We start from the raw sequence: 22,269 nt of genomic DNA on the forward strand, positions 1-22,269 counted from the left end.
GGGACGTGCCGTTCCTGCGGGTGCGGCCTCATCGCCGCCACCTATCTGTGATGCTACTCACGTTATGCAGAGCGCACAATCCTTGGACGACCAATTGCGCAGCTTGCACTATTCGCAGAGGTCACGCGGTGCTAATCTTGCGCATTATGCAGCAACTTGATGCCACCGACCTGCGGATCCTTTCGGCCCTGTGCCACCGCCCCAAGGCCAGCGCCGTGGCGCTGGCCAGCGAACTGGGACTCAGCCGCAACACCGTCCAGGCCCGCTTGGTGCGACTGGAATCCAACGGCGCACTGCTGCCCTTCGAACAGCGCGTGAACCCGGCTGCCCTTGGCTTCCCGCTGGTCAGCTTCGTGCACATCCACGTGCGCCAGCGCTTGCTGGGCAACATCGTGGAACGGCTGCGCGCGATCCCGGAAATTATCGAGGCGCACGGGGTGACCGGATCCGCCGACATCCTGGCGCGCGTGGTGGCGGACAGCGCGGAGGAGCTCTTCCGCGTCAACGGCCAGATCCTGGCCATCGAGGGAGTGGAACGTGCCGACACCTCGCTGTCGATGGCCGAGTTGATTCCGCACCGCACCACCGCCCTGATCCAGATGCGCCTGGCCTCCGGCCCTGGGACCAAGTCCGCGGGGAACGGCCCGGACGCCGACGACTGATCGGCGACTTCCCAAACCAGTACATGCGCCCGCCCCCGGTGGCGCGTGATAGTTGCCAGCGAACTTCGGGGCACGACAAAGGCGGCGCCGTCTCCCTATGGGGGAAGGAAACGACGCCGCCCATGTGCCTCGGTGGAGCCGGGCCGCAGCCCGGCTCCACCGCGGATCTTGCCCGGCTGCTAGTGGTCGACGGCCTTTTCGGCACCGACACCGGTCAGCGAGCGTACTTCCATTTCCGCAGACTTGACGACATCCTCGGAATTCTTATCCAGCACCGAGCCCAACCAACCCAGGAAGAAGGCCAGCGGGATCGAGACGATGCCGGGGTTGGCCAGCGGGAAGATCGCAAAGTCGGCACCCGGGATCATGGAGGTCGGCAGACCCGACATCACCGGGGAGAAGACGATCAGCAGGATCGCGGAGCCGAGGCCGCCGACCATGGACCAGACCGCGCCCTGGGTGGTGAACTTCTTCCAGAACAGCGAGTACAGGATGGTGGGCAGGTTGGCCGAGGCCGCCACCGCGAAGGCCAGGGCCACCAGGAAGGCGACGTTCTGCCCCTGGGCGCCGATGCCGCCGAGGATCGCGAAGACACCGATGACGATGACGGTGCGGCGTGCCACCTTCATTTCCTTCTCCGGGGTGCTCTTGCCCTTGGCGATGACCGAGGCGTAGACGTCGTGGGCGAAGGATGCCGCCGCGGTGATGGTCAGGCCCGCCACCACCGCAAGGATGGTGGCGAAGGCGACAGCGGAGATCAGGCCCAGCAGCAGCGGGCCGCCGAGTTCGAAGGCCAGCAGCGGGGCCGCGGAGTTCACGCCGCCCGGGGCGGCCTTGATCTTGTCGGCACCGATCATGGCGCCGGCACCGTAGCCCAGCACCAGGGTGAAGAGGTAGAAGCCGCCGATGAGCCAGATGGCCCAGACCACCGACTTGCGGGCCTCCTTGGCGGTGGGAACCGTGTAGAAGCGCATGAGCACGTGCGGCAGGCCGGCGGTGCCGAGCACCAGGGCCAGGGCCAGGGAGATGAAGTCCAGCTTGGAGGTCTCCGACTTGCCGTATTGCAGGCCCGGGTTCAGGATCTCCGGGGTTCCGGCGCTTTCCACCGCTGCCCCCAGCAGGGCTGAGAAGTTGAAGCCATAGTTGGCCAGGACCATGATGGTCATGATAAACGCGCCGGCAATCAGCAGGCAGGCCTTGATGATCTGCACCCAGGTGGTGCCCTTCATGCCGCCGATCAGCACGTACACGATCATCAGCGCGCCGACGACGACGATGACCAGTGACTGGCCCATCTTGTCATCGATGCCCAGCAGCAGGGAGACCAGCGCGCCGGCGCCGGCCATCTGGGCCAGCAGGTAGAACACGCAGACCGCGAGGGTGGAGATGGCCGCGGCGATGCGCACCGGGCGCTGCTTGAGGCGGAAGGAGAGCACGTCCGCCATGGTGAACTTGCCGGTGTTGCGCAGCAGCTCGGCGACCAGCAGCAGGGCCACCAGCCAGGCGACCAGGAATCCGATGGAGTAGAGGAAGCCGTCATAGCCGTTGATGGCGATGGCCCCGACGATGCCCAGGAACGATGCGGCCGAGAGGTAGTCCCCGGCGATCGCGGTGCCGTTCTGCGTCCCGGTGAAGGAACGCCCGCCGGCGTAGTAGTCGGCGGCGGTCTTGTTGTTGCTCGAGGCCTTGAGCACCACGATCAGGGTGATGCCCACGAAGATGCCGAAGATCCCGATGTTGACCCACGGGTTGCCGACCTTGGTCGATTCGGCGGCCGCGGCGAGGACCGATGAAGTAAGGACGTTCATGGCCTACTCCCCTTCCTGTGCTTCGAGGCGCTTGCGGATCGCGGTGGCCTTCGGATCAAGCTTCTTGTTGCTGTAGGAGACGTAGGCGGCGGTGATGCCGAAGGTGGAAACAAATTGCAGCAGGCCCAGCAGGAGGCCTACGTTGAAGTTGCCCCATACCTTGATGGACATGAATTCGTGCGCGTAGTCGGCCAACAGGACGTAGGCGAAGTACCACAGCAGGAAAATGACTGCCATGGGGAAAACAAAGCTGCGGTGCGTCTTGCGCAGCTCGCGGAACTCTTCCGAGTCCTGCTCTTTCTCAAAATCAATGCCGGTTCCAAGGTCCGACTCTTCGGTGGTGCTCATGACTCCTCCTTCACAAGGGGCTCAAGGCGCCAGGAGCGGTACCTTGCCCGAGCCGTCCGATCAGGCCGGCCTTGTGGGGTACGCCACCTGGCAGGGTGACTAAGATCACCCTGCGCCATGGACCCTCCACGCGGGAAGGGGGCCGGGTGCGGCATCCGGCAAACGGTCCCCCGGATGCGCCAAGCGGCACCTGACGACGACGAACGGCATGCCCGTCCGGGCGCCGCGTAGGCTTGGGAACATGCTCTCCACCGCGCTGCAGATGACCCTGATTGTCGCCACCGTCGTGGTCGGCGGCACCCTGGTGGGCTATCTGGCGTTCAAGATCGCGCGCTCCAGCCGGGACCTGGGGACCGACGCCGAGAAGGCGACCTTTGAGACCCTTCACCGGGTCTCGGTGGCGGCCCCGCACCTGGCCCAGGGCCTCACCCCGGAAGGTGCCGCCACGGCAGGGAAGCACCTGCGCGCGCTGCTGGCTGCCCAGGGATTGGTCATCACCGACACCTCGGCGGTGCTCGCGGTGGACGGCACGATCCCGGACACCGGGGACCGGGGCACCGCCGCGGCGCTGGAACTTGCGGCCGCTGCGCTCTCCGCCACCCGCACCCAGGTCAAGCGCTCGGATACCGGGGACATGGTCTGCGCCCCGATCATGGTCGGGGACGTCCCGGTGGGCACCGTCTGCGCGTACATCCCGCGCGCCGGTGCCGGGTTCGTGCGCGCGGTGGCCGAGGTCGCCGCCTGGGTCGCGGCGCAGGTGGGGCTGGCCGAGCTTGATGCCTCCCGTGCATTGCTCATGGAGGCGGAGGTCCGCGCGCTGCGCGCCCAGATCAGCCCGCACTTCATCTACAACTCGCTGAACGCGATCGCCTCGTTCATCATCACCGACCCGGCCCGGGCACGCGAACTGGTGGTGGAGTTCGCCGACTTCACCCGCTATTCCTTCCGCCGCCACGGGGACTTCACCACGCTCGCCGAGGAACTCACCGCCATCGACAGGTACCTGCTGCTGGAAAAGGCGCGCTTCGGCGACCGCATCAAGGTCTCCCTGGCCATAGCCCCCGAGGTGCTGGCCACCGCCATCCCGTTCCTGAGCCTGCAGCCGCTGGTGGAAAACGCCGTGCGCCACGGCCTGGAATCCAAGCCCGGCGGCGGACTGATCACCATCAGCGCCTCGGATTCGGGCGAATACGCGTTGATCACCGTGGAGGACGACGGGGTGGGCATCGACCCGGTGGCCCTGGCGGCGGTGCTGGCGGGGACCACCGAGTCCATCCATGTGGGCCTGCGCAATGTCGATGTGCGACTGCGCCAGGTCTACGGGGACGCCCACGGGCTGGTCATCGACACCGCCCCGGGTGCCGGCACGCTGATCACCATGCGCATCCCCAAGTTCCGCCCCGGGGTCGAGCCCACCGCGCCGGGCATCGCCGCCCGATAGCGCGCCGGGTCCGCCTTCCCCCGCGGGGTGCGGGTAAAATGACGTGCATGATTAACGTGGTCGTTGCCGACGATGAACTGCCTGCCGTTGCGGAACTGGCGTATTTGTTGTCGCTCGATTCACGGGTGGGCACCATCCACCGGGCCAATTCCGGGGCCGAGGCCTTGAAGGCCCTGGAGGAGTTCGAGGTCGACGCCCTCTTCTTGGACATCCACATGCCGGCGCTCTCCGGGCTGGACATCGCCCGGGTCATCTCCCGCTTCACCCGTCCCCCGGCTGTGGTCTTCGTGACCGCCGACGAGGACCAGGCGCTGGAGGCCTTTGAGCTGGCCGCGGTGGACTACGTGCTCAAGCCGGTGCGCCCCGAGCGCCTGGCCGAGTCGGTCCGCCGCATCTGCGAGCTGGCCGAGGAGGACACCGTGAAGCCGGACATGGTCACGGTGGAAAAGGGCGGCATCACCAAGATGATCCGCCGCGACGAGATCCTCTACGTGCAGGCGCAGGGCGACTACGCGCGGCTGCACACCAAGGATGCCAGCTACCTGATCCGGGTCCCGCTCAACGACCTGGAGCAGCAGTGGGGGGCGGCAGGCTACGTCCGCATCCACCGCTCCTACCTGGTGTCCATGGACAAGATCGACACCGTCAAGCTGGCCACCGGCAAGGCCGTGGTTCTCATCGGCGGCACCGAGCTCCCCGTCTCGCGCCGCGCCCTGCCCTACCTGCGCGAGAAGCTGGCCGCGAATCGAGTCCGGCCGCTGTGAGCGAATCCGGCGCCGCCGCCGAGCCGCCGCGCGAATCCCCCGGTCCGCACCCGGTCCAGGCTCCCGATGACGGGCTCCCGGCACCCACCGGAGCCCGCGTGCGGGTCAGCGCACCCGCCGGCACCATGCTGAACATCGTCCGCCGTTCCGCCCCGGATGCCGCCGACACCTTCTACGTCCACTCGCTGATCCGCTCGCAGCTGCGCCTGGCCGCGTCGGTGGCCCTGGGCTTCCTGTTGGTGCTGGTGGGCCTCGCCGTCATGGTGTTCACCTGGCCGCAGATCAACGACATCCGCCTGGCGACCATCCCCTTGCCGTGGTGGTTGCTGGGCGTGGGCGTCTACCCGCTGATCATGCTCTGTGCCTTCCTCTTCAACCGGGCGGCGGCGCGCAACGAGGCCAAGTACCGGAGCATCGCCAAATGATCAATCCGGCCGTTGCCCTGCTCTCGGTGTTGCTGGTTTCCCTGGCGACGGTGCTCATTGCCGTCAACGGGCTGCGGCTCTCGCGCACCACCGGGGACTTCTACGTGGCATCGCGTACCGTCAAGCCCTGGTGGAACGCCAGCGCCATCGGCGGGGAATACCTTTCGGCCGCATCGTTTCTGGGCATTGCCGGGCTCATCGTGGTCTCCGGGCAGGACGGGTTGTGGTTCCCCATCGGGTACACCGCCGGCTACTTGATGCTGCTGCTCTTTGTGGCGGCGCCGCTGCGCCGCTCCCGCGCGTACACCATCCCCGACTTTGCGCAAATCCGGCTGGGCTCGATGAGGCTGCGCAGGCTCACCAGCTTCCTGGTGGTGGTCATCTGTTGGCTGTACATCGTCCCGCAACTGCACGGAGCCTCGCTGACGCTGGGCATCAGCACCGGGCTGCCGGGTTGGATGGGCTCGGTGCTGGTCATGGGGATCGTGTGCCTCACCGTGCTGGCCGGCGGCATGCGCTCGATCACCTTCGTCCAGGCGTTTCAGTACTGGCTCAAGCTCGCGGCCCTGGCGATCCCCGCCGTCTTCCTGCTGCTGCATCTGGGCCTGGCCGGGGAATCGGCGACCCTGGACGGTGCCGTCTTCGATCACGCCAGCGACCCGGCGGCGGACCAGGGCCTGTACTACAACATCTCGCTGCTGGTGGCGCTGCTCTTTGGCACGCTGGGACTGCCCCACGTGCTGGTGCGTTTCTACACCAACCCGGATGGTCCCTCGGCCCGAAAGACCACCGCGATCGTGCTGGGATTGCTGGCGTTGTTCTACCTCTTCCCCACGGTGCTGGGCATCCTGGGCAGGGCCTTCACCCCGGAACTTGCCACCAGCGGGAACGCCGATGCCACGGTGTTGCTGCTGCCAGGGCGCATCGTGGGGGGAACCGCCGGGGATGCGCTGACGGCGATCATCATCGGCGGTGCCTTCGCCGCGTTCCTCTCCACCTCCTCGGGCCTGGTGGTGTCCCTGGCCGGGACCATCTCGCAGGACCTGTTCCGCGGCACGGTGCGCGGATTCAGGATCTCCACGCTCATCGCCACCGCCGTCCCGCTGCTGCTGGCCATGGGAACCTCCAGCCTGGCGCTGGCCGGGGCCATCGGCTCGGTCTTTGCCTTCACCGCGGCAACCATCTGCCCGCTGCTGTTGCTGGGGATCTGGTGGCGCGGGCTCACCGTTGCCGGGGCGATTTCCGGCATGGTCACCGGCGCCGTGTGCTGCGGCGCGTCCCTGGTGCTGGCGGCAGCGGTGCCCAACGAGCCGCAGTCGTTCCATGCCCTGCTGGCCCAGCCGGCCGCCTGGTGCGTGCCGCTGGCATTCCTCGTGATGATCTTCGTGTCCCTGGCAACCAGGCGCCGTCCGCCCGGACGCATCGACGAGGTCATGGCCCGACTGCATGTTCCCGAGGCGCAGGCCGGAACGCTGCCCTGACGCTTGGGACCGTCACGGCCCCTGATTCGGGCATAAAGAATGCGGTTGGCCTGGTGACAGACACCAGACCAACCGCATTGAAAACCTCGACGGAGCCGAAAGGCTAGTCGATCGAGGCCATGAGCTCCACGACGCGATCCAGGAACGCGTCGACCTGCGACTCCTCGTAGCCGTGCTCGCCCTCGGCACGGCGGAACTCGGCCCGTCGCACGGCGTCAACGCTCATCGGGACGTCCTTCTCGAAGTAGTCAATGAGCTGGGAGCAGAGCTTGTCCACGTCCTGGACGTTGTAGCTCGACGCGCTGGAGCGCGAAGGCCTGCGGAAGCGCTCGCCCGGGGACCGGTGCAGGCGTCCACGCAGGATCGCCGAGAGCCGGCCGACCTGCTGCAGCCAGGCGTCCTCGCCATCGGCGTGAATCAGTGCATCGCGTTCCCGCTGGGCAAAGACATCCTCGAGCCTGTCCAGCGCACCGTCGACCTCGCGGGCGCTGTAGCCGCCGCGCTGGGCAGGGAAAACCGTGCGGCGGACCATGTGGCTGGTGACAATCGAATCATCGTCGCCGTCGCCATTGAACGTGGCTCGGGCGCGGGCGAGGAACACATCCACCTGTTTGGTGTTGTAGCCGAATTCCTTTTCCCCCACGCGCTCAAAGGGGCTGGGTGCCGGCTGTGCCTTGTCCTGACTCACAATTCTTTCCTTGGTGTTGGTATTGCGTACCGGAAGACCGGCACCTTGTTGCTGCGGGTGGTGCGATTGCCCGGGTTCAACCGGGGCGCGGCGGCACCAACCCGCATGTCCATCTTAGGGATGCTTTGGCACCCGCGGCCTACAGCGCGCCGGGCATCAGCAAAATGGTGAGGATATACGTCACCGGGATGGCGAAGAGCACCGAATCGAGCCGGTCCATGACCCCGCCGTGGCCCGGCAGGATGTTGCTCATGTCCTTGATGCCCAGTTCCCGCTTGACCATCGACTCGGCCAGATCCCCGGCCGTTGCGGCGACAACCGTCGCAACCGCCAGCGGGATGCCCACCCACCAAGGGGCATCCAGCAGGAACACCGCCGCAGCGATGCCCACCACCGTGGCCCCGGCAACCGACCCGGCAAAGCCCTCCCAGGACTTTTTGGGGCTGATCTTCGGAGCCATCGGGCGCTTTCCGAACAGCACGCCCACCAGATACCCGAACGTATCGTTGGAGACCACCAGCAACAACATCGTTGTCACCAGCAAGTGCCCGTCCGGTTCGTTCAGCAGCAGCACGGCAAAGCTCAGCAGCAGCGGCACCCACGTCAAGACGAAGATGCTTGCAACGATCGAGGGCACGGATTTGGCCGGCCCCTCGATGATGCGCCACAGGAAGACCAGCAGGGCGCTGGCGGTAAACGCCATGCCCAAGGCCTCGAGACCGCCGTAGTAGGCGGAGAACGGCAGAGCCACCCCGGCCACGGCCAGGGGAACCAGCGGGGTGTCGATTCCCCCGCCAATCAGTGCCCGTGAAACTTCCCAGCTGCCCACGACTCCGAAGATCGCCACCGTGGCGACGAACGCCAGCGGCAACCAAAACAGTCCGGTCAGCACCACGGCCAACAGCACCAGCCCCACGACGATTGCCGCGGGGAGGTCGCGTCCTGCCCGCGAGGGCTGGGTGCGCGTCGACTTGCGGCTTCGCCGGGTCATGGCATCAAGCCCTCCGGGATCCGGCGTCGGCTCCGGAGGGGAACCTGCGGCTCCTTCGCTCGGCTCGGTGGGATTGGCCATTAGACTTCCAGCAGCTCGGCTTCCTTGCGCTTGAGCAAGTCGTCGATGCTTTCGGCGTGCGACTTGGTCAGTGCGTCAAGTTCCTTTTCGGCGCGGGCGCCTTCGTCCTCGCCGACTTCGCCGTCCTTGACCAGCTTGTCAATGCCGTCCTTGGCCTTCCGGCGCAGGTTGCGCAGGGCCACCTTGGCGTCTTCGCCCTTGCCGCGAACGACCTTGACGTATTCCTTGCGGCGTTCCTGGGTCAACACCGGCATGATCACGCGGATGGTCTTGCCGTCGTTGGACGGGTTCGCGCCAACCTCGGAGTCGCCGAGCGCTTTTTCGATTTCACGCAGGGCGGTCACGTCGTAGGGGCTGATCAGGATGGTGCGGGCATCCGGGGTGGCAAAGGATGCCAGCTGCTGCAGCGGGGTCGGGGAACCGTAGTAGTCCACCATGACCTTGGCGTACATTCCCGGGTGCGCACGGCCGGTGCGGATCGCGGAGAAGTCTTCCTTCGCGTTCTCGATGGTGCTGTCCATCTTGTCGGATACCTCGAAGAGGATTTCCTCAATCACGGTCTACTCCTTTGAATCGGCTCCCAATCGATGGGTGGCCGGGTAATTTTGGGCTTGTGAACAATCCTATGCCACGGGAGGGCATGGCGCGGGGCACCTAGATGGTGACGCGGGTGCCGATCTTTTCGCCGAGGATGGCGCGGGTGACGTTTCCGTCGCCTTCCATGCCGAAGACCATCATCTCCAGCTTGTTGTCCTTGCACATGGTCATGGCGGTCTGGTCCATGACGCGGATGTCCTTGATGAGGGCCTCTTCGTAGGTGAGGTGCTCAAGCTTGGTGGCGGTCGGGTCCTTCTTCGGGTCCGCGGTGTACACGCCGTCGACACCGCTCTTGGCCATCAAGACCACGTCGGCGTCGACCTCGAGGGCGCGCTGGGCTGCCACGGTGTCGGTGGAGAAGTACGGCAGGCCTGCCCCGGCGCCGAAGATTACGACGCGGTCCTTTTCCATATGGCGGATGGCGCGGCGCGGAATATAGGTCTCGGCGACCTGGGCCATGGAGATCGCGGACTGGACGCGGGTGTCAACGCCGGCCTGTTCCAGGAAATCCTGCAGGGCCAGGCAGTTCATGACGGTGCCGAGCATGCCCATGTAGTCGGCGCGCGAGCGGTCCATGCCCGAGGCCGAAAGTTCGGCGCCGCGGAAGAAGTTGCCGCCGCCAACCACGATGGCGACCTCCACCTTGCCCACGGTTGCGGCGATCTGCTCGGCAATGCCACGCACGGTGACCGGGTCGACGCCCAGCTTGCCGCCGCCGAAGACCTCTCCGGAAAGCTTCAGCAAGACCCTGCGGCGACGCGGGGCCTGGGTGTGTTCATGCGATTCGGGGGTTGCGTCCATGGGTGTCATTCCTCCTGCGTGCGGGTCGGTGCGGGCCCACGTTGTAGCTGTTGGGGGTGTGGCCGGCCCTCGGTCCTCGATGGCCCGGGAGCTGGCAGGAAAAAGGGGCGGCCACGTTGAAGTGGCCACCCCCTCTACCTTGGTGTGAAGCAAATGGTTACCGGTGCCGGGGCGCCGAGAACCAATTTACCTGCTGTTGAAGCTAATTAGGCTCCGACGCGGAAACGTGCGAAGGCGGTGGCGTTGACGCCGGCTTCTTCCAGCACCTTGCCCACGGTCTTCTTGGCGTCCTTGGCGAATGCCTGGTCGACCAGCACCTGCTCCTTGAAGAAGCCGGTCAGGCGGCCTTCAACGATCTTGGTCATGGCGGCTTCCGGCTTGCCCTCGGCGACAGCGGTCTCCTGGGCAATGCGGCGCTCGGACTCGACGATCTCGGCGTCGATGTCATCGCGGGAAAGCACGGTCGGTGCCATTGCAGCGGTGTGCACTGCAACGTCGTGTGCAACGGTGGCTGCGGCTTCGCCGGCGCCGTCCACTGCAACGAGAACGCCAACCTGGGCCGGGAGGTCCTTGGAGGTCTTGTGCAGGTAGGCATCAACCGATGCACCCTCGATACGGGACAGGCGGCGAACGATGACCTTCTCGCCCAAGACTGCGCCCTCTTCGGTGACGACGTCGGCAAGGGTCTTGCCCTCGACGTCGACTGCCAGCAGAGTCTCCAGGTCGGCTGCGCCGGAGGACACGGCAATGTCCAGGACCTTGGCGGCCAGGGCGATGAACTTGTCGTTCTTGGCGACGAAGTCGGTCTCGCAGGAAAGCTCGATCATGACGCCGACGGTGCCCTCGACAACCTTGGCGGCAACGAGGCCTTCCGAGGTCGAGCGGCCTTCGCGCTTGGTCGCGCCCTTCAGGCCCTTGATGCGGATGAGCTCCATGGCCTTCTCGGCGTCGCCGTTGGCCTCGTCGAGCGCCTTCTTGACGTCCATCATGCCAGCGCCGGTGCGCTCGCGCAGTGCCTTAATGTCAGCAGCGGTGTAGTTTGCCACGTGCAACCCCATTCATAAGTGGTTTTGAGCTTTTTCGCCGAAGGACGGGCCGAATGTGGCCCGTCCCGCGGTTTGTCTCCGGTTGCCGGCGCTCCCCCGCAAAAGGGGAGCGCCGACAACAAGCGACCTTGGTTTTGTGACTACTCGGCCGAAGCGGCCGGTGCTTCCTCGGCTGCCGGAGCAGCTTCAGCGGCGGGTGCTTCCTCGGCTGCCGGAGCAGCTTCGGCGGCGGGTGCTTCAGCAGCGGGTGCCTCGGCCTTGCCGGCCTCGAGCAGTTCGCGCTCCCACTCGGCCAACGGCTCGGCCGGAGCTTCGGTGTTGCCTGCAGCCTTGTTGTTGCGGGCGATCAGGCCAGCGGCAACGGCGTCGGCAACGACGCGGGTGAGCAGGTTGACGGAGCGGATGGCGTCGTCGTTGCCCGGGATCGGGTACTGGACTTCGTCCGGGTCGCAGTTGGTGTCGAGGATGGCAACAACCGGGATGCCCAGCTTGCGTGCCTCATCGATGGCCAGGTGCTCCTTCTTGGTGTCGACAACCCAGAGGACCGAAGGGGTCTTCGTCAGGTTGCGGATACCGCCAAGGTTGGTCTGAAGCTTGGTCAGCTCGCGCTTGAGCAGCAGCAGCTCCTTCTTGGTGTGGCCCGAACCGGCAACATCCTCGAAGTTGATCTCTTCCAGTTCCTTCATGCGCGAGATGCGCTTGGAAACGGTCTGGAAGTTGGTGAGCATGCCACCGAGCCAGCGCTGGTTGACGAAGGGCTGGCCAACGCGGGTAGCCTGCTCCGAAATTGCTTCCTGAGCCTGCTTCTTGGTGCCAACGAACAGAACGGTGCCGCCGTGGGCAACGGTCTGCTTGACGAACTCGTAGGCGCGGTCGATGTACGACAGCGACTGCTGCAAGTCAATGATGTAGATGCCGTTGCGCTCCGTGAAGATGAAACGCTTCATCTTCGGGTTCCAACGACGGGTCTGGTGTCCAAAGTGAACGCCGCTGTCGAGCAGCTGGCGCATGGTTACGACTGGCATGTCGCAACTCCTTCCGGCAGTAGCTGGCCGGCCCATCACTGGGCCGCGGTAACTGCCATTGTTATCGGTTGATGGTGCGCATCCGGTATTGGACGCGACCCCTGGCATGAGCAGAACGGCAAACCGTTCCTGGCCTGGCCCCTCCCGAATGTATTCGGACCGCGGGCCTGCCAGTCGCACACGCAACAGATCGCCACGGAAGTGGGATTTTCAGGTGTGGATGACTCATACGCGAAGTCGGTTTCTTGTAGTCCCTCAATCAGCGCATGCTTCAAGAGGGCACAGGGAACCGCATGCTCAAGTGTACTACAGGCAGGTGGCGCCAAAATTGACACATCCGCACAAGGACAAGGGACGTGCATCACACGCCGGAAACCTCCACAAAGCGGTGGAGATCGGGCCGGGGGCCATCCGCACGGACCCATGCTTGGGGTCATGAAAATGGTTTCGTCCCTGGCAGGCTTAATGATTGGCACCGCCGTGCTGTTGGCCCCGGCCAGTGCTTCCCCGCCCGCCCCTCGCCCTGCAAGCCAAGGCCTGGTCCCGGCCGGCGCATGGAGTTGGCCATTGCCCCCGGTGCCGCGACTCGTGCGCGGATTCGACCCTCCGGCCCAACGCTGGCTCAGCGGCCACCGGGGCGCCGACCTTCAGGCAGCCCCCGGTGACACCGTCCGCGCACCTTCCGGAGGCATAGTCTCCTTCGCGGGGCACATCGTGGACCGGCCGGTCATTGTCATCAACCACGGTTCCGGTTTGCTCTCCAGCTTCGAGCCGGTGCGTAGCACCTTGGAGGTCGGCGCCATCGTCTCGGAGGGCGACGAGATCGGCATGGTCGGGGCCGGTGCGCACTGTGACGCGCTCTGCCTGCACTGGGGATTGCGGCTGGACGGTGAATACATCGACCCGCTGCTCACCATCATCGACACCCGCCCCTCGATTCTCTTGCCGCTGGACTAGCCGCTCGGCAGGCTTCGGGACCTGAATTCGCGATCCGCGTCCTCGTAGACCTTGATCATGAGTTGGGTCTGCCGGCTTTGCAGGAATGATGCAGGGTCGAAGGACGATGTCAACGGACCGTGGCCGGCCTTGATCTGGTCGACACAATCTTCCAGGGCCGTGGCGAGCGCGGCAACCGTATCGTCCTCGGTGAGCCAGTAGACGCCCTTGGGCAAGTCCTCGGCAATATTCCGGTCACTGAGCAGCGAAGGTGTGCCCAGGGCGGCCGCCTCGTAGACCGTCATGCCCTGGGTCTCGAATCCCTGGGACGTCTGGACCAGTGCATCGGCCCGCCGGAGCTCCGTGAGCATTTGCCCGTAGGGGACCTTGCCGCGGATAACCACGGTTGGCCTATCCATGGCCTGGGCCTTGGCTTCGGCCTTGGCCCGGTCCGCTCCGTCGCCAAAAACGTGGATCTCCGCGTCGATATTGGAGAGTGCCACGGCGTCGAGGAAGGGAAGCAGTCGCTTCTCCGCACTAAACCTCCCCACCCAGGCCAGCCTCGGCCGCGTGTTGGGTTTGGCGGATGGCTGGGCCAGCAAATCCGACGCGAGGCCATCGTCCATTCCGTTGGGAACGACCTCGACGCGCGCAAAAACGCGTTCGTCCTCCAACAGGCGGGCGAAATGGCTGGAGGGCGCGGTCACGCGTTGGGCGTGATCGGTGAACCGCTGCAGATATGTCCAGGCATCGGCAGCCACCGGCTTGCCCGTGCCCAGGAATGCCTTCTGGGCAAGGCCGAACCCGCGCTGGACCAGACCCGGCAGCGGCATAGTCGCGGCAATCCCCACATCGAGGCGGTTATGCATGGTGTGGACGACGGGAAGGTTGTTGTCCTTGGCGAACCGATAGCCAATGATGGCCTGCCAGAAGTCTGCCTGGACGTGCACCACGTCGACTGGTCCGCGCTCGGTCATTGCCTTGGCCAACAACTTGTCGCTGACCTTGCCGGGGATGGATATGGAGTACTCCCCCGGTCCCAGGGGCAAGGAAGGCAGCTCGATGACGGCCTGGTCGGGGATGTGCTTGCCGCGGTACTTGGGTGAAACGATCGTCACCCGGTGTCCTGCCAGCTCAAGAAACCGCCGCTGCAGCCGGACGGAGGTCTGCATGCCACCCAGGGTGTCGGGGTGCTGGTCGACAAACATAACGCAATGCATTGACCGGGCTCGTCCTTTCTGTAGTCGGGCGTGAAGCTGAAGGTGCGGCAGGCAGAGCATGCCCACGCGAGAGGCGCCAGGTTCCCTGACGATCAGGTAATTCGAGCCTAATAGAGAAGGAACGGCCATCGCCCAAAGACGTGGCGGGGCGTCTCGCGGGAATCTGGTTGTATGCTGACTTCTCCCGCAACTACCACCCCGAATGCGAAAAACGGCCTAGCCAGAATTCCTGCAAGGATTTTCTGACTAGGCCGTTGACGTGTAGGGCGGGTGGGGCTTGAACCCACGACCAAGGGATTATGAGTCCCCTGCTCTGACCAACTGAGCTACCGCCCCAACATGGATGTTCGATCGAATCACCGCCAACTGCGGCAATTGGCCAAACATCCCCAGCTATCCTAATGGATTCCTTCGCAGGTTTTCATCTTCCCTTGCCGGGAAACTCTGACTGGCGTCAGTATCAGGGAAGAAAATCCTCCGCGACGGCACCGCGATAGATCGCCTCGAAGGTGTCCATGGTCTTGCTGTGGCTGTGCAGGGCTGCCTTGGCATGGCCTGCTTTGCCCATCACCGCCTGCTCCGCAGCTGTCATGCCCAGGATCGAATCCAGCTTGCCAGCCAGTCCAGCCAGGTCCCCCGGCTCGAATAGGTAACCGTTGACTCCGTCATCAACAAGGTGCGGCAAGGCCATCGCATTGGCCAACACCACGGGCTTGGACGCCGAGAGCGCCTCCAGGGTCACCAGGGACTGGAGCTCAGCGGTTCCGGGCTGGCAGAACACATCGCAGCGCAGGTACGCTCTGCGCAGTTCTTCGTCGTCGACATGGCCCAGGAAGTGCACGCGGCTCGCAACCCCCTTTTCACGGGCAAGCTTTTCCAACGGCGCGCGCTGCTCGCCACCGCCGATGACCTCAAGGTGGGCATCGGGGACCGTCTTCATCAAAGTCAGCGCCTCAATGAGTTCGTTGACGTTCTTCTCAACCGCCAGCCTGCCCACGAATAGGATCGTGGGATATGGATTCCGGTCGATCGACTCCGCTGCGCCAAGCTCATAGTTGCTGGAGTCGATCCCGTTGGACAGCGGCAAGACCTTGTCCAAGCGCGCATACTGGGTCATCGCACGGGCAGCCAGCGGCGTCGGCGTGGTGACAACATTCGCCTTGCCCATGATCTTGCCCATGTCGCGCCAAGAGTTCCGCGCCACGATCTTCTTGAACCACTGGGGAAAAGGCAGGAACGGGTCCAGGTTTTCCGGCATGAAGTGGTTCGTTGCCACGGTTCGGCTACCGCGTTTATTGGCAAAGGCCAGGGCGCCTTGGCCGATCATGTAGTGGCATTGAGCGTGGACCACGTCCGGCTTGATCTCGTCGAGCAGCTGCTTGATCTCCGGGTTGACTTCCCAGGGGAAGCAAATACGGAAGTAGTCATGCGTCGGCACGGCATGCGACCGCAGCCGGTGAACGGTGGCTTCGGGCAGGACCTCGGTGACAGTGGGCCCCTTGTCCGGCCGGGTGGCCATGACGTGCACCTCGTGCCCGCGCTCTGTCATGGCGGTGGCCAGTCGATAGCAAAAGACTGCTGCGCCGTTGACGTCCGGATGATAGGTATCCGCCGCAATCACGATTTTCAATGGTTTCTCGCCCGTCACGTGGTGCGTTCACTCCTTGACATGACCGCTATCGAGGCCACGGTTGTCGTTTCATTGTCTTGTTGGGCAATTGCAGGACTACGGCAAGCTCTATTTGCCATCGGTGACCTTGGTCCGCCGTCTGGCTTCGGCCTTGCGTTCAAGCACGTCCGGGTGATGTCGCGACAAGGCGATCACCCCTACGATAGCAATGCAACCGGCACCGACCATGCTTAGCGCGATGGCGGGTTGGACATTGGGATCCAGCTCACCCAGGATCGCGATGCCGATGGAGATCCCGACGATGGGGTCGATCACCGTCAGTCCGGCAATGACCAGGTCCGGCGGGCCCTTCGAATATGCGTTTTGCACGAAGTAGGAACCGAGCAGGCCGGCAACCACCACCGCCAGGATCGAGTACCACGAAACGTTGGCCAGGAACCGCCCGTTTGGATCGAGCAGCGACACGGAAATGGTGCGCACCAGCACCGCCACGAACCCGAAGAGGACCCCGGCACCCAGTATGTAGAAGAACGCGCCGAGTCTATGTGGGAAGACCACAACGGCCCCGCCGAAAACGGCAACGGCGATCGCCAGGATCAGGATGGTCAGCAGTTCCTGCCCGCTCGTGATCTTGTGCTCCTCGGCACTGACCTCGATGGCCAGGAAGACGAAGGCCGCACTTCCCACCATGCAGGCAATGATCGCCAGGATCGTGGGCCGATTCATCTTGATGTGGTGCTCGCGGGCATTGACCACCGTGGTGATGACCAGCGCAATTGCACCGATGGGCTGGACCACGGTCAATGGAGCGCTCGCCAAGGCATAGACATTCAGGCTCATCCCCATGGCGAGCAGGACCAAGCCCAGGACCCAGCGGGGAGTCCTAAAAAGACGAAGCATCCCCCATCCGGTCACATCCAGTCCGCCGGCGCTGGCGCGCACCGCACTGGATTGTCGCTGCGTGCCAAAGGCCAGAAAGAATGCCCCGGCAATCGCCGCCGTGACCGCTAGCCAGACCATTCAGTTCCCGACCTCAGTGCCCTGGCCTTGCTCCGCGCCTGTACAAAATACTGCATCGCAGCAATCACGTGAAGTACGCAGGCCAGCGCCAGTGCCCAAGTCGCGATGTCCCCCAGAATGCTTCCCTTGCCCCAATCCGTGTTTCCCAGCAGCAGCAACGGAGTCCCGACCAAAAGCAACGCGGTACGGAACTTTCCGAGGTTGCTCACCGGCAGATTGGGATTGCCCCGAAAGAGCACCCATGCGTTGATGATCAAGACGGCATCGGGAACCACGATGGAAAAAACCAGCCATGCCGGGGCTATTCCTGTCGACACAAAGGTCGTGGCGACAACAATCAGCGCCAGCCTGTCAGCCACGGGATCCAGCCACTTGCCAACGGTTGAGATCTGATCGAGGCGGCGGGCCGCAAATCCATCGATCCAGTCGGAGGAACCCAGGATTGCCAACGTGAGCGTAGCCCAGCCGTAATGCATGGTGAGCGTCTGCCAGACGAACACCGGCACCAGAAGGAACCTGAGAACAGTTATCAGGTTCGGCACCGTCCAGAAGGTGGCGAGCTCGCGGTATTCAAAGTTGTCGCGTGTCCCCGCTCCAAAAATGCGCATGCCCTCCTCTTTCATGGTCTGTTCCGTGCTCATGGACTGGTGGGACTATTCACGTGGCATGTGGTTCGCGCTTCCCCGTCCCCTGATCGGGTTGATCGACGGGAGTCGTGACCGGTGGTGCGGCGGTTCAGGGTTTTCAGCCTGGCCGCACCGGGTTATTGATTACTTGCTCAGTAGCTTGCGCAGGAAGATAAAGAACATCGTCACCGAGCCGGCCATGATCGCCAAGGGTTGCCACCGCTCGCGCAGGGCCTCCTTGGTGTTTTCGCCTTCAAAACCGCTGAGGGATCCCACCTTTTCGGTTGCCCGCTCCATGCCTTCGGAAAACTTCCCCGATGCGGTGTCCGCCAGGTGCCTGGCCTGGCCGGCGGCCTTGGACACCGCGTCGCCGGCGGCTTGTCCCGCGCCGGAGAATTTTTCTCCAAGGTGGAGTGGCACCTCGAGTTTTTGTCCCAGGCCGTCGCGGTGCAAGGCAATCTTTTCGCGACGTTCCCGGGTGCGGATGATCAGTTCGTTGTGCGTAAGCTTCTCGGCTTTTGCCTCGTGATCGTCCTTCTTGGCTTCCTTCTCGTCCTGCTCGTCCTTCTTCTTGGACGGTTTCGGCTCGTCAAGCGTCGAAACATCGAAGGCGCTGCCGTCCTTGACCACGCCAAGGTCGTGCCGGATCCCGCGAATCGCTTCGTCAGGCAGCAGCGGCATGGTCTTCTTGAACTTGAAGAAGGCGAATGCGGCAAGGATCAGTGCCAGAACGAGGAATCCGGCAGCGACAAGCAGTGCTGCCAGCCAAGGTTCAATGACCGTTCCGATTCCCATGATCAGGGCCACGACCAAGGCAATTATCATGAAGGCCAGCAAGGCCAGGGCCACGATACCGGCACCTGCAGCAATGCCAACGCCAATGCCCTTTGACTTCAGGACGATGGCGGCGATGCGTGCTTCGTCAGCCACCTGGTTCGGGATCAGGTGGCTAAGTCCGCTTACCTGTCCCTTGATGGTTAGTGGCGTTGACTGGTATTGGTTTCCAGTCGATTCCGATCCAGACATGGTCTCTCCGTTTCATGCGGCCTAGGCCCGGGCCGCTCAACCCAAAACTATCACCCGGACGTGCCTAAACGGCTCAACCTGCAGGGGTACACCCAGGGTATGAGATCGACTTGAGACAAGAAATCCCCGCCCTCCAATGGAGAACGGGGTTTCCTATGTGCGCTCCTCCGACTGGACTTGAACCAGTAACCCTTCGATTAACAGTCGAATGCTCTGCCAATTGAGCTACGGAGGAATGAAGCAGGTAAAACACTACCAGAGCGCCGATTGGAACCCCAAATCGAAAGCTGGTTGATCAGCCCGCACGCCCGGAGCAGGTCCCCACTACCGCTGGCGCTGTACCCGCTTCTCGTCCCAGACCGGTTCCGCTGACTCGTAGACCTTTCCATCGGAACCGAAGACCAGGAACCGGTCGAATGACCTGGCAAACCAGCGGTCGTGGGTCACCGCCAGCACGGTACCGACGAACGATTCGATGGCCCTCTCCAGCGCCTCCCCCGAATGCAGGTCAAGGTTGTCGGTCGGCTCGTCAAGCAGCAGCAAGGTTGCCCCGGAAAGCTGCAACAGAAGGATCTGGAATCGTGCCTGCTGTCCGCCGGAGAGGGAATCGTATTTCTGCTCCGCTTGGCCGGCCAGGCCGTAACCGTCAAGCGCTCCGGAGGCCGCTTCCCTGGCCATGCCCGAGCGGTGTTCGTCGCCTCGATGCAGGATGTCCAGCAACGTCCTGCCCAGGAGGTCGGGTCGGCTGTGGGTCTGGGCAAAGAACCCGGGACGGATGCGTGCCCCAAGCTTCACCGTTCCGTTGTGCGGGACCTCGGCAATCTCGACCTCCGAGACCGGCAGGTGTTCGCGTTCCGGGTCGGTTCCGCCCGAGGCCAACAGCCGCAGGAAGTGGGACTTGCCCGAACCGTTCGAGCCCAGGATCGCCACGCGGTCCCCGAACCAGATCTCGTTGCTGAAGGGTTTCATCAGCCCGGTGAGCTCAAGCTTCTCAGCGACAATGGCGCGCTTGGCCGTTCGCCCGCCCTTGAGCCGCATGTTGACGTTTTGTTCAAGAGGGATGGCCTGGGGCGGACCGGCCTCGAGAAACTTGGCAAGGCGCGTTTGGGCGGCGTGGTACCGGTTGGCCATGTCCGAGCGGAAGGCGGCCTTGTTCTTGTACATGTTCACCAGCTCCTTGAGCTTGGCGTGCTCCTCGTCCCACCGCTTGCGCAGTTCCTCGAAGCGTTCGTTGCGTTCGCGCCGTGCGTCGACGTAGGAACCGAACGCGCCGCCGTGGATCCAGGCCGTGGCGCCGGAGTGGCCGGGTTCGAGGGTGACGATGCGGTTGGCTGCGTTGTTCAACAGTTCGCGGTCGTGACTGATGAACAGGACGGTCTTCGGCGAGGCGTTGAGCATGGCTTCGAGCCAGCGCTTGCCCGGGACGTCGAGGTAGTTGTCGGGCTCGTCAAGCAGCAACAGCTCGTCGGGGCCTTCGAAGAGGGCCTCAAGGACCAGCCGCTTTTGCTCGCCGCCGGAAAGTGTTGATGCCAGGCGGTGGGCGGCGCGGTCGAAGGGCACGCCGAGCGCCGCCATGCAGACCTTGTCCCACGCGGTTTCCAGTTCGTAGCCGCCGGCATCTCCCCAGTCGATGATGGCCTGGGCATAGCGCATCTGGATTTTCTCGTCGTCGGATTCCATCATGAGCAGCTCGGTTTCATCCACGGCCTTCGCGGCTGCCGCCAGGTCCGCCGAAGCCGTGGAAACCAGCAAGTCGCGCACGGTGGACTCGTCGCGCACCTGGCCAACAAACTGCCGCATGATGCCCATGCCCCCGGATCGACTGACAGCGCCCTCATCCGATTTCAGGTCCCCGGCAATGATCTTGAAGAGCGTCGTCTTTCCCGCGCCGTTGGGGCCGATCAGAGCGGTCTTTGATCCCGAGGTGACCTTGAAGGTCACGCCGCCCAGGAGTTGGGTTCCGTCGGAGAGGAAGTAATGGATGTCGGATACGTCGATATGAGCCACCTTCCCATCCTACTGATGTCCCGGCCTGGAGCCCCACCGGGGTCACCCCGAGACCCCGGCAAAGTCCCCCGGTGTAGTCCAGCGTGTTCCCCGTAGTCGTGCACCGGGCGGATGCCGGCCACTTGTACCCGGTGTCGCGCACCGAACTTTGTCGGATCCGTGGCGCGAGTTGTCAGTGAAGTCGCGAACCGGTTGCGGCCGGTTATTGAAGTTCGAGCGGACCGAACTCCAGCTGCCGCCTATCGCGCACCCAATGGGCTCCGGTGTCCCTGCGCTGGGCATCGGTGGCGAAACGATAGCGATAGGTCAGTATTCGGATGAAGCGCGGCTTCCTGCCGGAAAACGGGTCATGGCCCAACAGTGCCAGTGTCCGGGCATCGGCCTCCAGCAACCTGACCAAGAGCGCATGGAACCAGCGCTGGTTCAAGGATCCCAGCGGCAGGAACCACATCATCCAGTCCAAGCGCAGATGATAGGGCGCGAATTGGCGCGGCCTCTTGGAAACGTCCCCCGGTTTCCCCTTGAACCCGTACTCTAGCCAGGTGGCCTCGACAGGTGATTCGTCCTCGGTGCCCTCGATGACGACTTCGATCCGCTCCCTGGTGACCGAGCCGAAGGCACCGTAGGCGTTGCCCAATTGCCATCGGTTGAAGGCCGCATTCATGCGCTGATCGGATGAGAACAGGTTGCGCAGCGCCGGAACGGAGAGCACGGCCAACAACAGCGTGCCGATCAGCACGGTCACGGTCCACCAGACGGGTGCCTCCGCTCGCGCGCTGCTTTCGGGTGGCAGCCAGGGGATGAGCCGTCGCAGCACCGGGTCGCTGACCCGGCAGAAAGCCAGCACGATGGTGATCCAGTTCAGCCACGCGAAGTTGCCGGTGGCCACCAGCCACAGCTGGGTGGCAATGATGATGCCCGCCGCGATGGAGGCCAGTGGCTGGGGCGCAAACAGCAGGAACGGGATCGCCAGTTGGGCGCCGTGGTTGCCCGCCGCCTCGCAGCGGTGCCACCATTTTGGGGCCAGGTGGGCCCGGCGGCTGAACGGCCCGGGCATCGGCTGTGTTTGGTGGTGGTAGTACATGGCCGTGAGGTTTCTCCAGGCCGGGTCCCCACGCCACTTGATCATGCCCGCTCCAAACTCCAGCCGGAACACCAGCCAGGCGATCAGCAACAGAATGGTCAGCGGTGGCGGGACCTGCCGGGAACCGAGCAGGCCCACCGTGAACCCGGCCTCCAACAGCAGCATTTCCCAGCCAAAACCGTAGAAAATCTGCCCCACGTTTACGATCGACATGTACAAGCCCCAGAGGGCAAGGAAGGCGAAGAGCGGCAGCCACGGAGGTCCAGCCTGGGGAAGCCCGACGACCAGTACCCCGGAAATGGCACACCCTGCGGCGCACACCGCCACCAGTTTCCGGTCCGAGTACCCGATCCTGCTAAATATCGTAGGACGGCGGGCGCCGGGTCCGCCAAGTAGCCGGGGCGCGGGCAGCAGGCCGCGTTCGCCGGCAAGGGCCCGGAACTGGTTCAGGGTGGAAATGAAGGCAATCAGGTAGATCAGCGCAACCCCGCGTTGCAGGATTTCGCGGGCCATGCCGTAGTCGTACGCCGCCAGCCATTCCATGGCATCAGCTTAGATTCAT

The 22,269-nt window shown here is 64.1% G+C and carries 21 protein-coding genes and 2 tRNA genes; 6 read left to right on the top strand and 17 right to left on the bottom strand.

What is annotated here, in order from left to right; genetic code table 11:
• The first annotated feature begins 146 nt into the window (after nt 1-146).
• Complete coding sequence (locus OIU93_RS00505) at nt 147-662, top strand: Lrp/AsnC family transcriptional regulator (RefSeq protein ID WP_264268102.1); 516 nt, start codon at nt 147-149, stop codon at nt 660-662.
• Nucleotides 663-841: 179 nt separating this feature from the next.
• Here the strand turns inward: OIU93_RS00505 and OIU93_RS00510 are convergent, their stop codons facing one another.
• Complete coding sequence (locus tag OIU93_RS00510) at nt 842-2,470, bottom strand: cation acetate symporter (RefSeq protein WP_264268103.1); 1,629 nt, start codon at nt 2,468-2,470, stop codon at nt 842-844.
• Between the two features lie 3 nt (nt 2,471-2,473).
• A complete protein-coding gene (locus tag OIU93_RS00515; protein WP_264268104.1) occupies nt 2,474-2,818 on the bottom strand; it encodes a DUF485 domain-containing protein in 345 nt (114 codons plus the stop codon).
• A 241-nt stretch (nt 2,819-3,059) separates the two neighbouring features.
• Between OIU93_RS00515 and OIU93_RS00520 the strand changes: the two genes are divergently transcribed.
• Genes OIU93_RS00520 through OIU93_RS00535 form a run of 4 tightly spaced genes read left to right on the top strand, consistent with a single transcriptional unit; the run spans nt 3,060 to nt 6,929 of the window.
• Nucleotides 3,060-4,259, top strand: coding sequence for a sensor histidine kinase (locus tag OIU93_RS00520; protein WP_264268105.1), 1,200 nt, complete (start codon nt 3,060-3,062; stop codon nt 4,257-4,259).
• A 47-nt stretch (nt 4,260-4,306) separates the two neighbouring features.
• Nucleotides 4,307-5,023: a LytTR family DNA-binding domain-containing protein gene (locus OIU93_RS00525; protein WP_264268106.1), complete on the top strand. Its 717-nt coding sequence runs from the start codon at nt 4,307-4,309 to the stop codon at nt 5,021-5,023.
• Nucleotides 5,020-5,448, top strand: coding sequence for a hypothetical protein (locus tag OIU93_RS00530; protein WP_264268107.1), 429 nt, complete (start codon nt 5,020-5,022; stop codon nt 5,446-5,448). Before OIU93_RS00525 ends, OIU93_RS00530 begins: the two co-directional genes overlap by 4 nt.
• The gene (locus OIU93_RS00535; RefSeq protein WP_264268594.1) at nt 5,448-6,929 is read left to right on the top strand and encodes a cation acetate symporter; all 1,482 of its coding nucleotides are present in this window, start codon (nt 5,448-5,450) and stop codon (nt 6,927-6,929) included. Before OIU93_RS00530 ends, OIU93_RS00535 begins: the two co-directional genes overlap by 1 nt.
• 103 nt (nt 6,930-7,032) lie before the next feature.
• Here the strand turns inward: OIU93_RS00535 and OIU93_RS00540 are convergent, their stop codons facing one another.
• The 6 genes from OIU93_RS00540 to rpsB form a co-directional block, all read right to left on the bottom strand.
• The gene (locus tag OIU93_RS00540) at nt 7,033-7,617 is read right to left on the bottom strand and encodes a DivIVA domain-containing protein (RefSeq protein ID WP_264268108.1); all 585 of its coding nucleotides are present in this window, start codon (nt 7,615-7,617) and stop codon (nt 7,033-7,035) included.
• A gap of 139 nt (nt 7,618-7,756) precedes the next feature.
• Nucleotides 7,757-8,689 (bottom strand): phosphatidate cytidylyltransferase, encoded by a 933-nt coding sequence (locus tag OIU93_RS00545; protein ID WP_372342838.1) that lies wholly within the window; start codon nt 8,687-8,689, stop codon nt 7,757-7,759.
• Complete coding sequence (frr, locus tag OIU93_RS00550) at nt 8,689-9,246, bottom strand: ribosome recycling factor (RefSeq protein ID WP_264268109.1); 558 nt, start codon at nt 9,244-9,246, stop codon at nt 8,689-8,691. The genes OIU93_RS00545 and frr overlap by 1 nt, the downstream gene beginning before the upstream one ends.
• A 97-nt stretch (nt 9,247-9,343) precedes the next feature.
• Nucleotides 9,344-10,087 carry a UMP kinase gene (gene pyrH, locus OIU93_RS00555; protein ID WP_264268110.1) on the bottom strand — a complete coding sequence of 248 codons (744 nt, stop codon included), beginning with the start codon at nt 10,085-10,087 and terminating at the stop codon, nt 9,344-9,346.
• 206 nt (nt 10,088-10,293) lie between these two features.
• Complete coding sequence (gene tsf / locus OIU93_RS00560) at nt 10,294-11,133, bottom strand: translation elongation factor Ts (protein WP_264268111.1); 840 nt, start codon at nt 11,131-11,133, stop codon at nt 10,294-10,296.
• A 140-nt stretch (nt 11,134-11,273) separates the two neighbouring features.
• Nucleotides 11,274-12,158 carry a 30S ribosomal protein S2 gene (rpsB, locus tag OIU93_RS00565; protein WP_264268112.1) on the bottom strand — a complete coding sequence of 295 codons (885 nt, stop codon included), beginning with the start codon at nt 12,156-12,158 and terminating at the stop codon, nt 11,274-11,276.
• A gap of 435 nt (nt 12,159-12,593) precedes the next feature.
• On the opposite strand from rpsB, the gene OIU93_RS00570 reads away from it, so the two are divergent.
• A complete protein-coding gene (locus OIU93_RS00570; RefSeq protein ID WP_264268113.1) occupies nt 12,594-13,115 on the top strand; it encodes a M23 family metallopeptidase in 522 nt (173 codons plus the stop codon).
• On the opposite strand, the gene OIU93_RS00575 is transcribed toward OIU93_RS00570, so the two are convergent.
• The 9 genes from OIU93_RS00575 to OIU93_RS00615 form a co-directional block, all read right to left on the bottom strand.
• The gene (locus OIU93_RS00575) at nt 13,112-14,302 is read right to left on the bottom strand and encodes a glycosyltransferase (protein WP_264268114.1); all 1,191 of its coding nucleotides are present in this window, start codon (nt 14,300-14,302) and stop codon (nt 13,112-13,114) included. The genes OIU93_RS00570 and OIU93_RS00575 overlap by 4 nt on opposite strands.
• 274 nt (nt 14,303-14,576) lie before the next feature.
• Nucleotides 14,577-14,650: transfer RNA gene (locus OIU93_RS00580), tRNA-Ile, on the bottom strand.
• A 124-nt stretch (nt 14,651-14,774) separates the two neighbouring features.
• Nucleotides 14,775-15,962 (bottom strand): glycosyltransferase, encoded by a 1,188-nt coding sequence (locus tag OIU93_RS00585; protein WP_264268115.1) that lies wholly within the window; start codon nt 15,960-15,962, stop codon nt 14,775-14,777.
• Nucleotides 15,963-16,052: 90 nt separating this feature from the next.
• Nucleotides 16,053-16,964: a DMT family transporter gene (locus tag OIU93_RS00590; protein WP_264268116.1), complete on the bottom strand. Its 912-nt coding sequence runs from the start codon at nt 16,962-16,964 to the stop codon at nt 16,053-16,055.
• Complete coding sequence (locus OIU93_RS00595) at nt 16,952-17,605, bottom strand: CDP-alcohol phosphatidyltransferase family protein (protein WP_310288794.1); 654 nt, start codon at nt 17,603-17,605, stop codon at nt 16,952-16,954. Before OIU93_RS00595 ends, OIU93_RS00590 begins: the two co-directional genes overlap by 13 nt.
• A 129-nt stretch (nt 17,606-17,734) precedes the next feature.
• Nucleotides 17,735-18,616: a phage holin family protein gene (locus tag OIU93_RS00600; RefSeq protein ID WP_264268117.1), complete on the bottom strand. Its 882-nt coding sequence runs from the start codon at nt 18,614-18,616 to the stop codon at nt 17,735-17,737.
• A 162-nt stretch (nt 18,617-18,778) separates the two neighbouring features.
• Nucleotides 18,779-18,851 (bottom strand) — tRNA-Asn (locus OIU93_RS00605).
• 89 nt (nt 18,852-18,940) lie between these two features.
• Nucleotides 18,941-20,623 carry an ABC-F family ATP-binding cassette domain-containing protein gene (locus tag OIU93_RS00610; RefSeq protein ID WP_264268118.1) on the bottom strand — a complete coding sequence of 561 codons (1,683 nt, stop codon included), beginning with the start codon at nt 20,621-20,623 and terminating at the stop codon, nt 18,941-18,943.
• A gap of 202 nt (nt 20,624-20,825) precedes the next feature.
• Nucleotides 20,826-22,250, bottom strand: a complete 1,425-nt coding sequence (locus tag OIU93_RS00615) for a lipase maturation factor family protein (RefSeq protein ID WP_264268119.1) — start codon at nt 22,248-22,250, stop codon at nt 20,826-20,828.
• Nucleotides 22,251-22,269 lie beyond the last annotated feature (19 nt).

Origin of the sequence: Paeniglutamicibacter sp. ZC-3 (assembly GCF_025847175.2) — a bacterium.
Classification (GTDB): domain Bacteria; phylum Actinomycetota; class Actinomycetes; order Actinomycetales; family Micrococcaceae; genus Paeniglutamicibacter; species Paeniglutamicibacter sulfureus.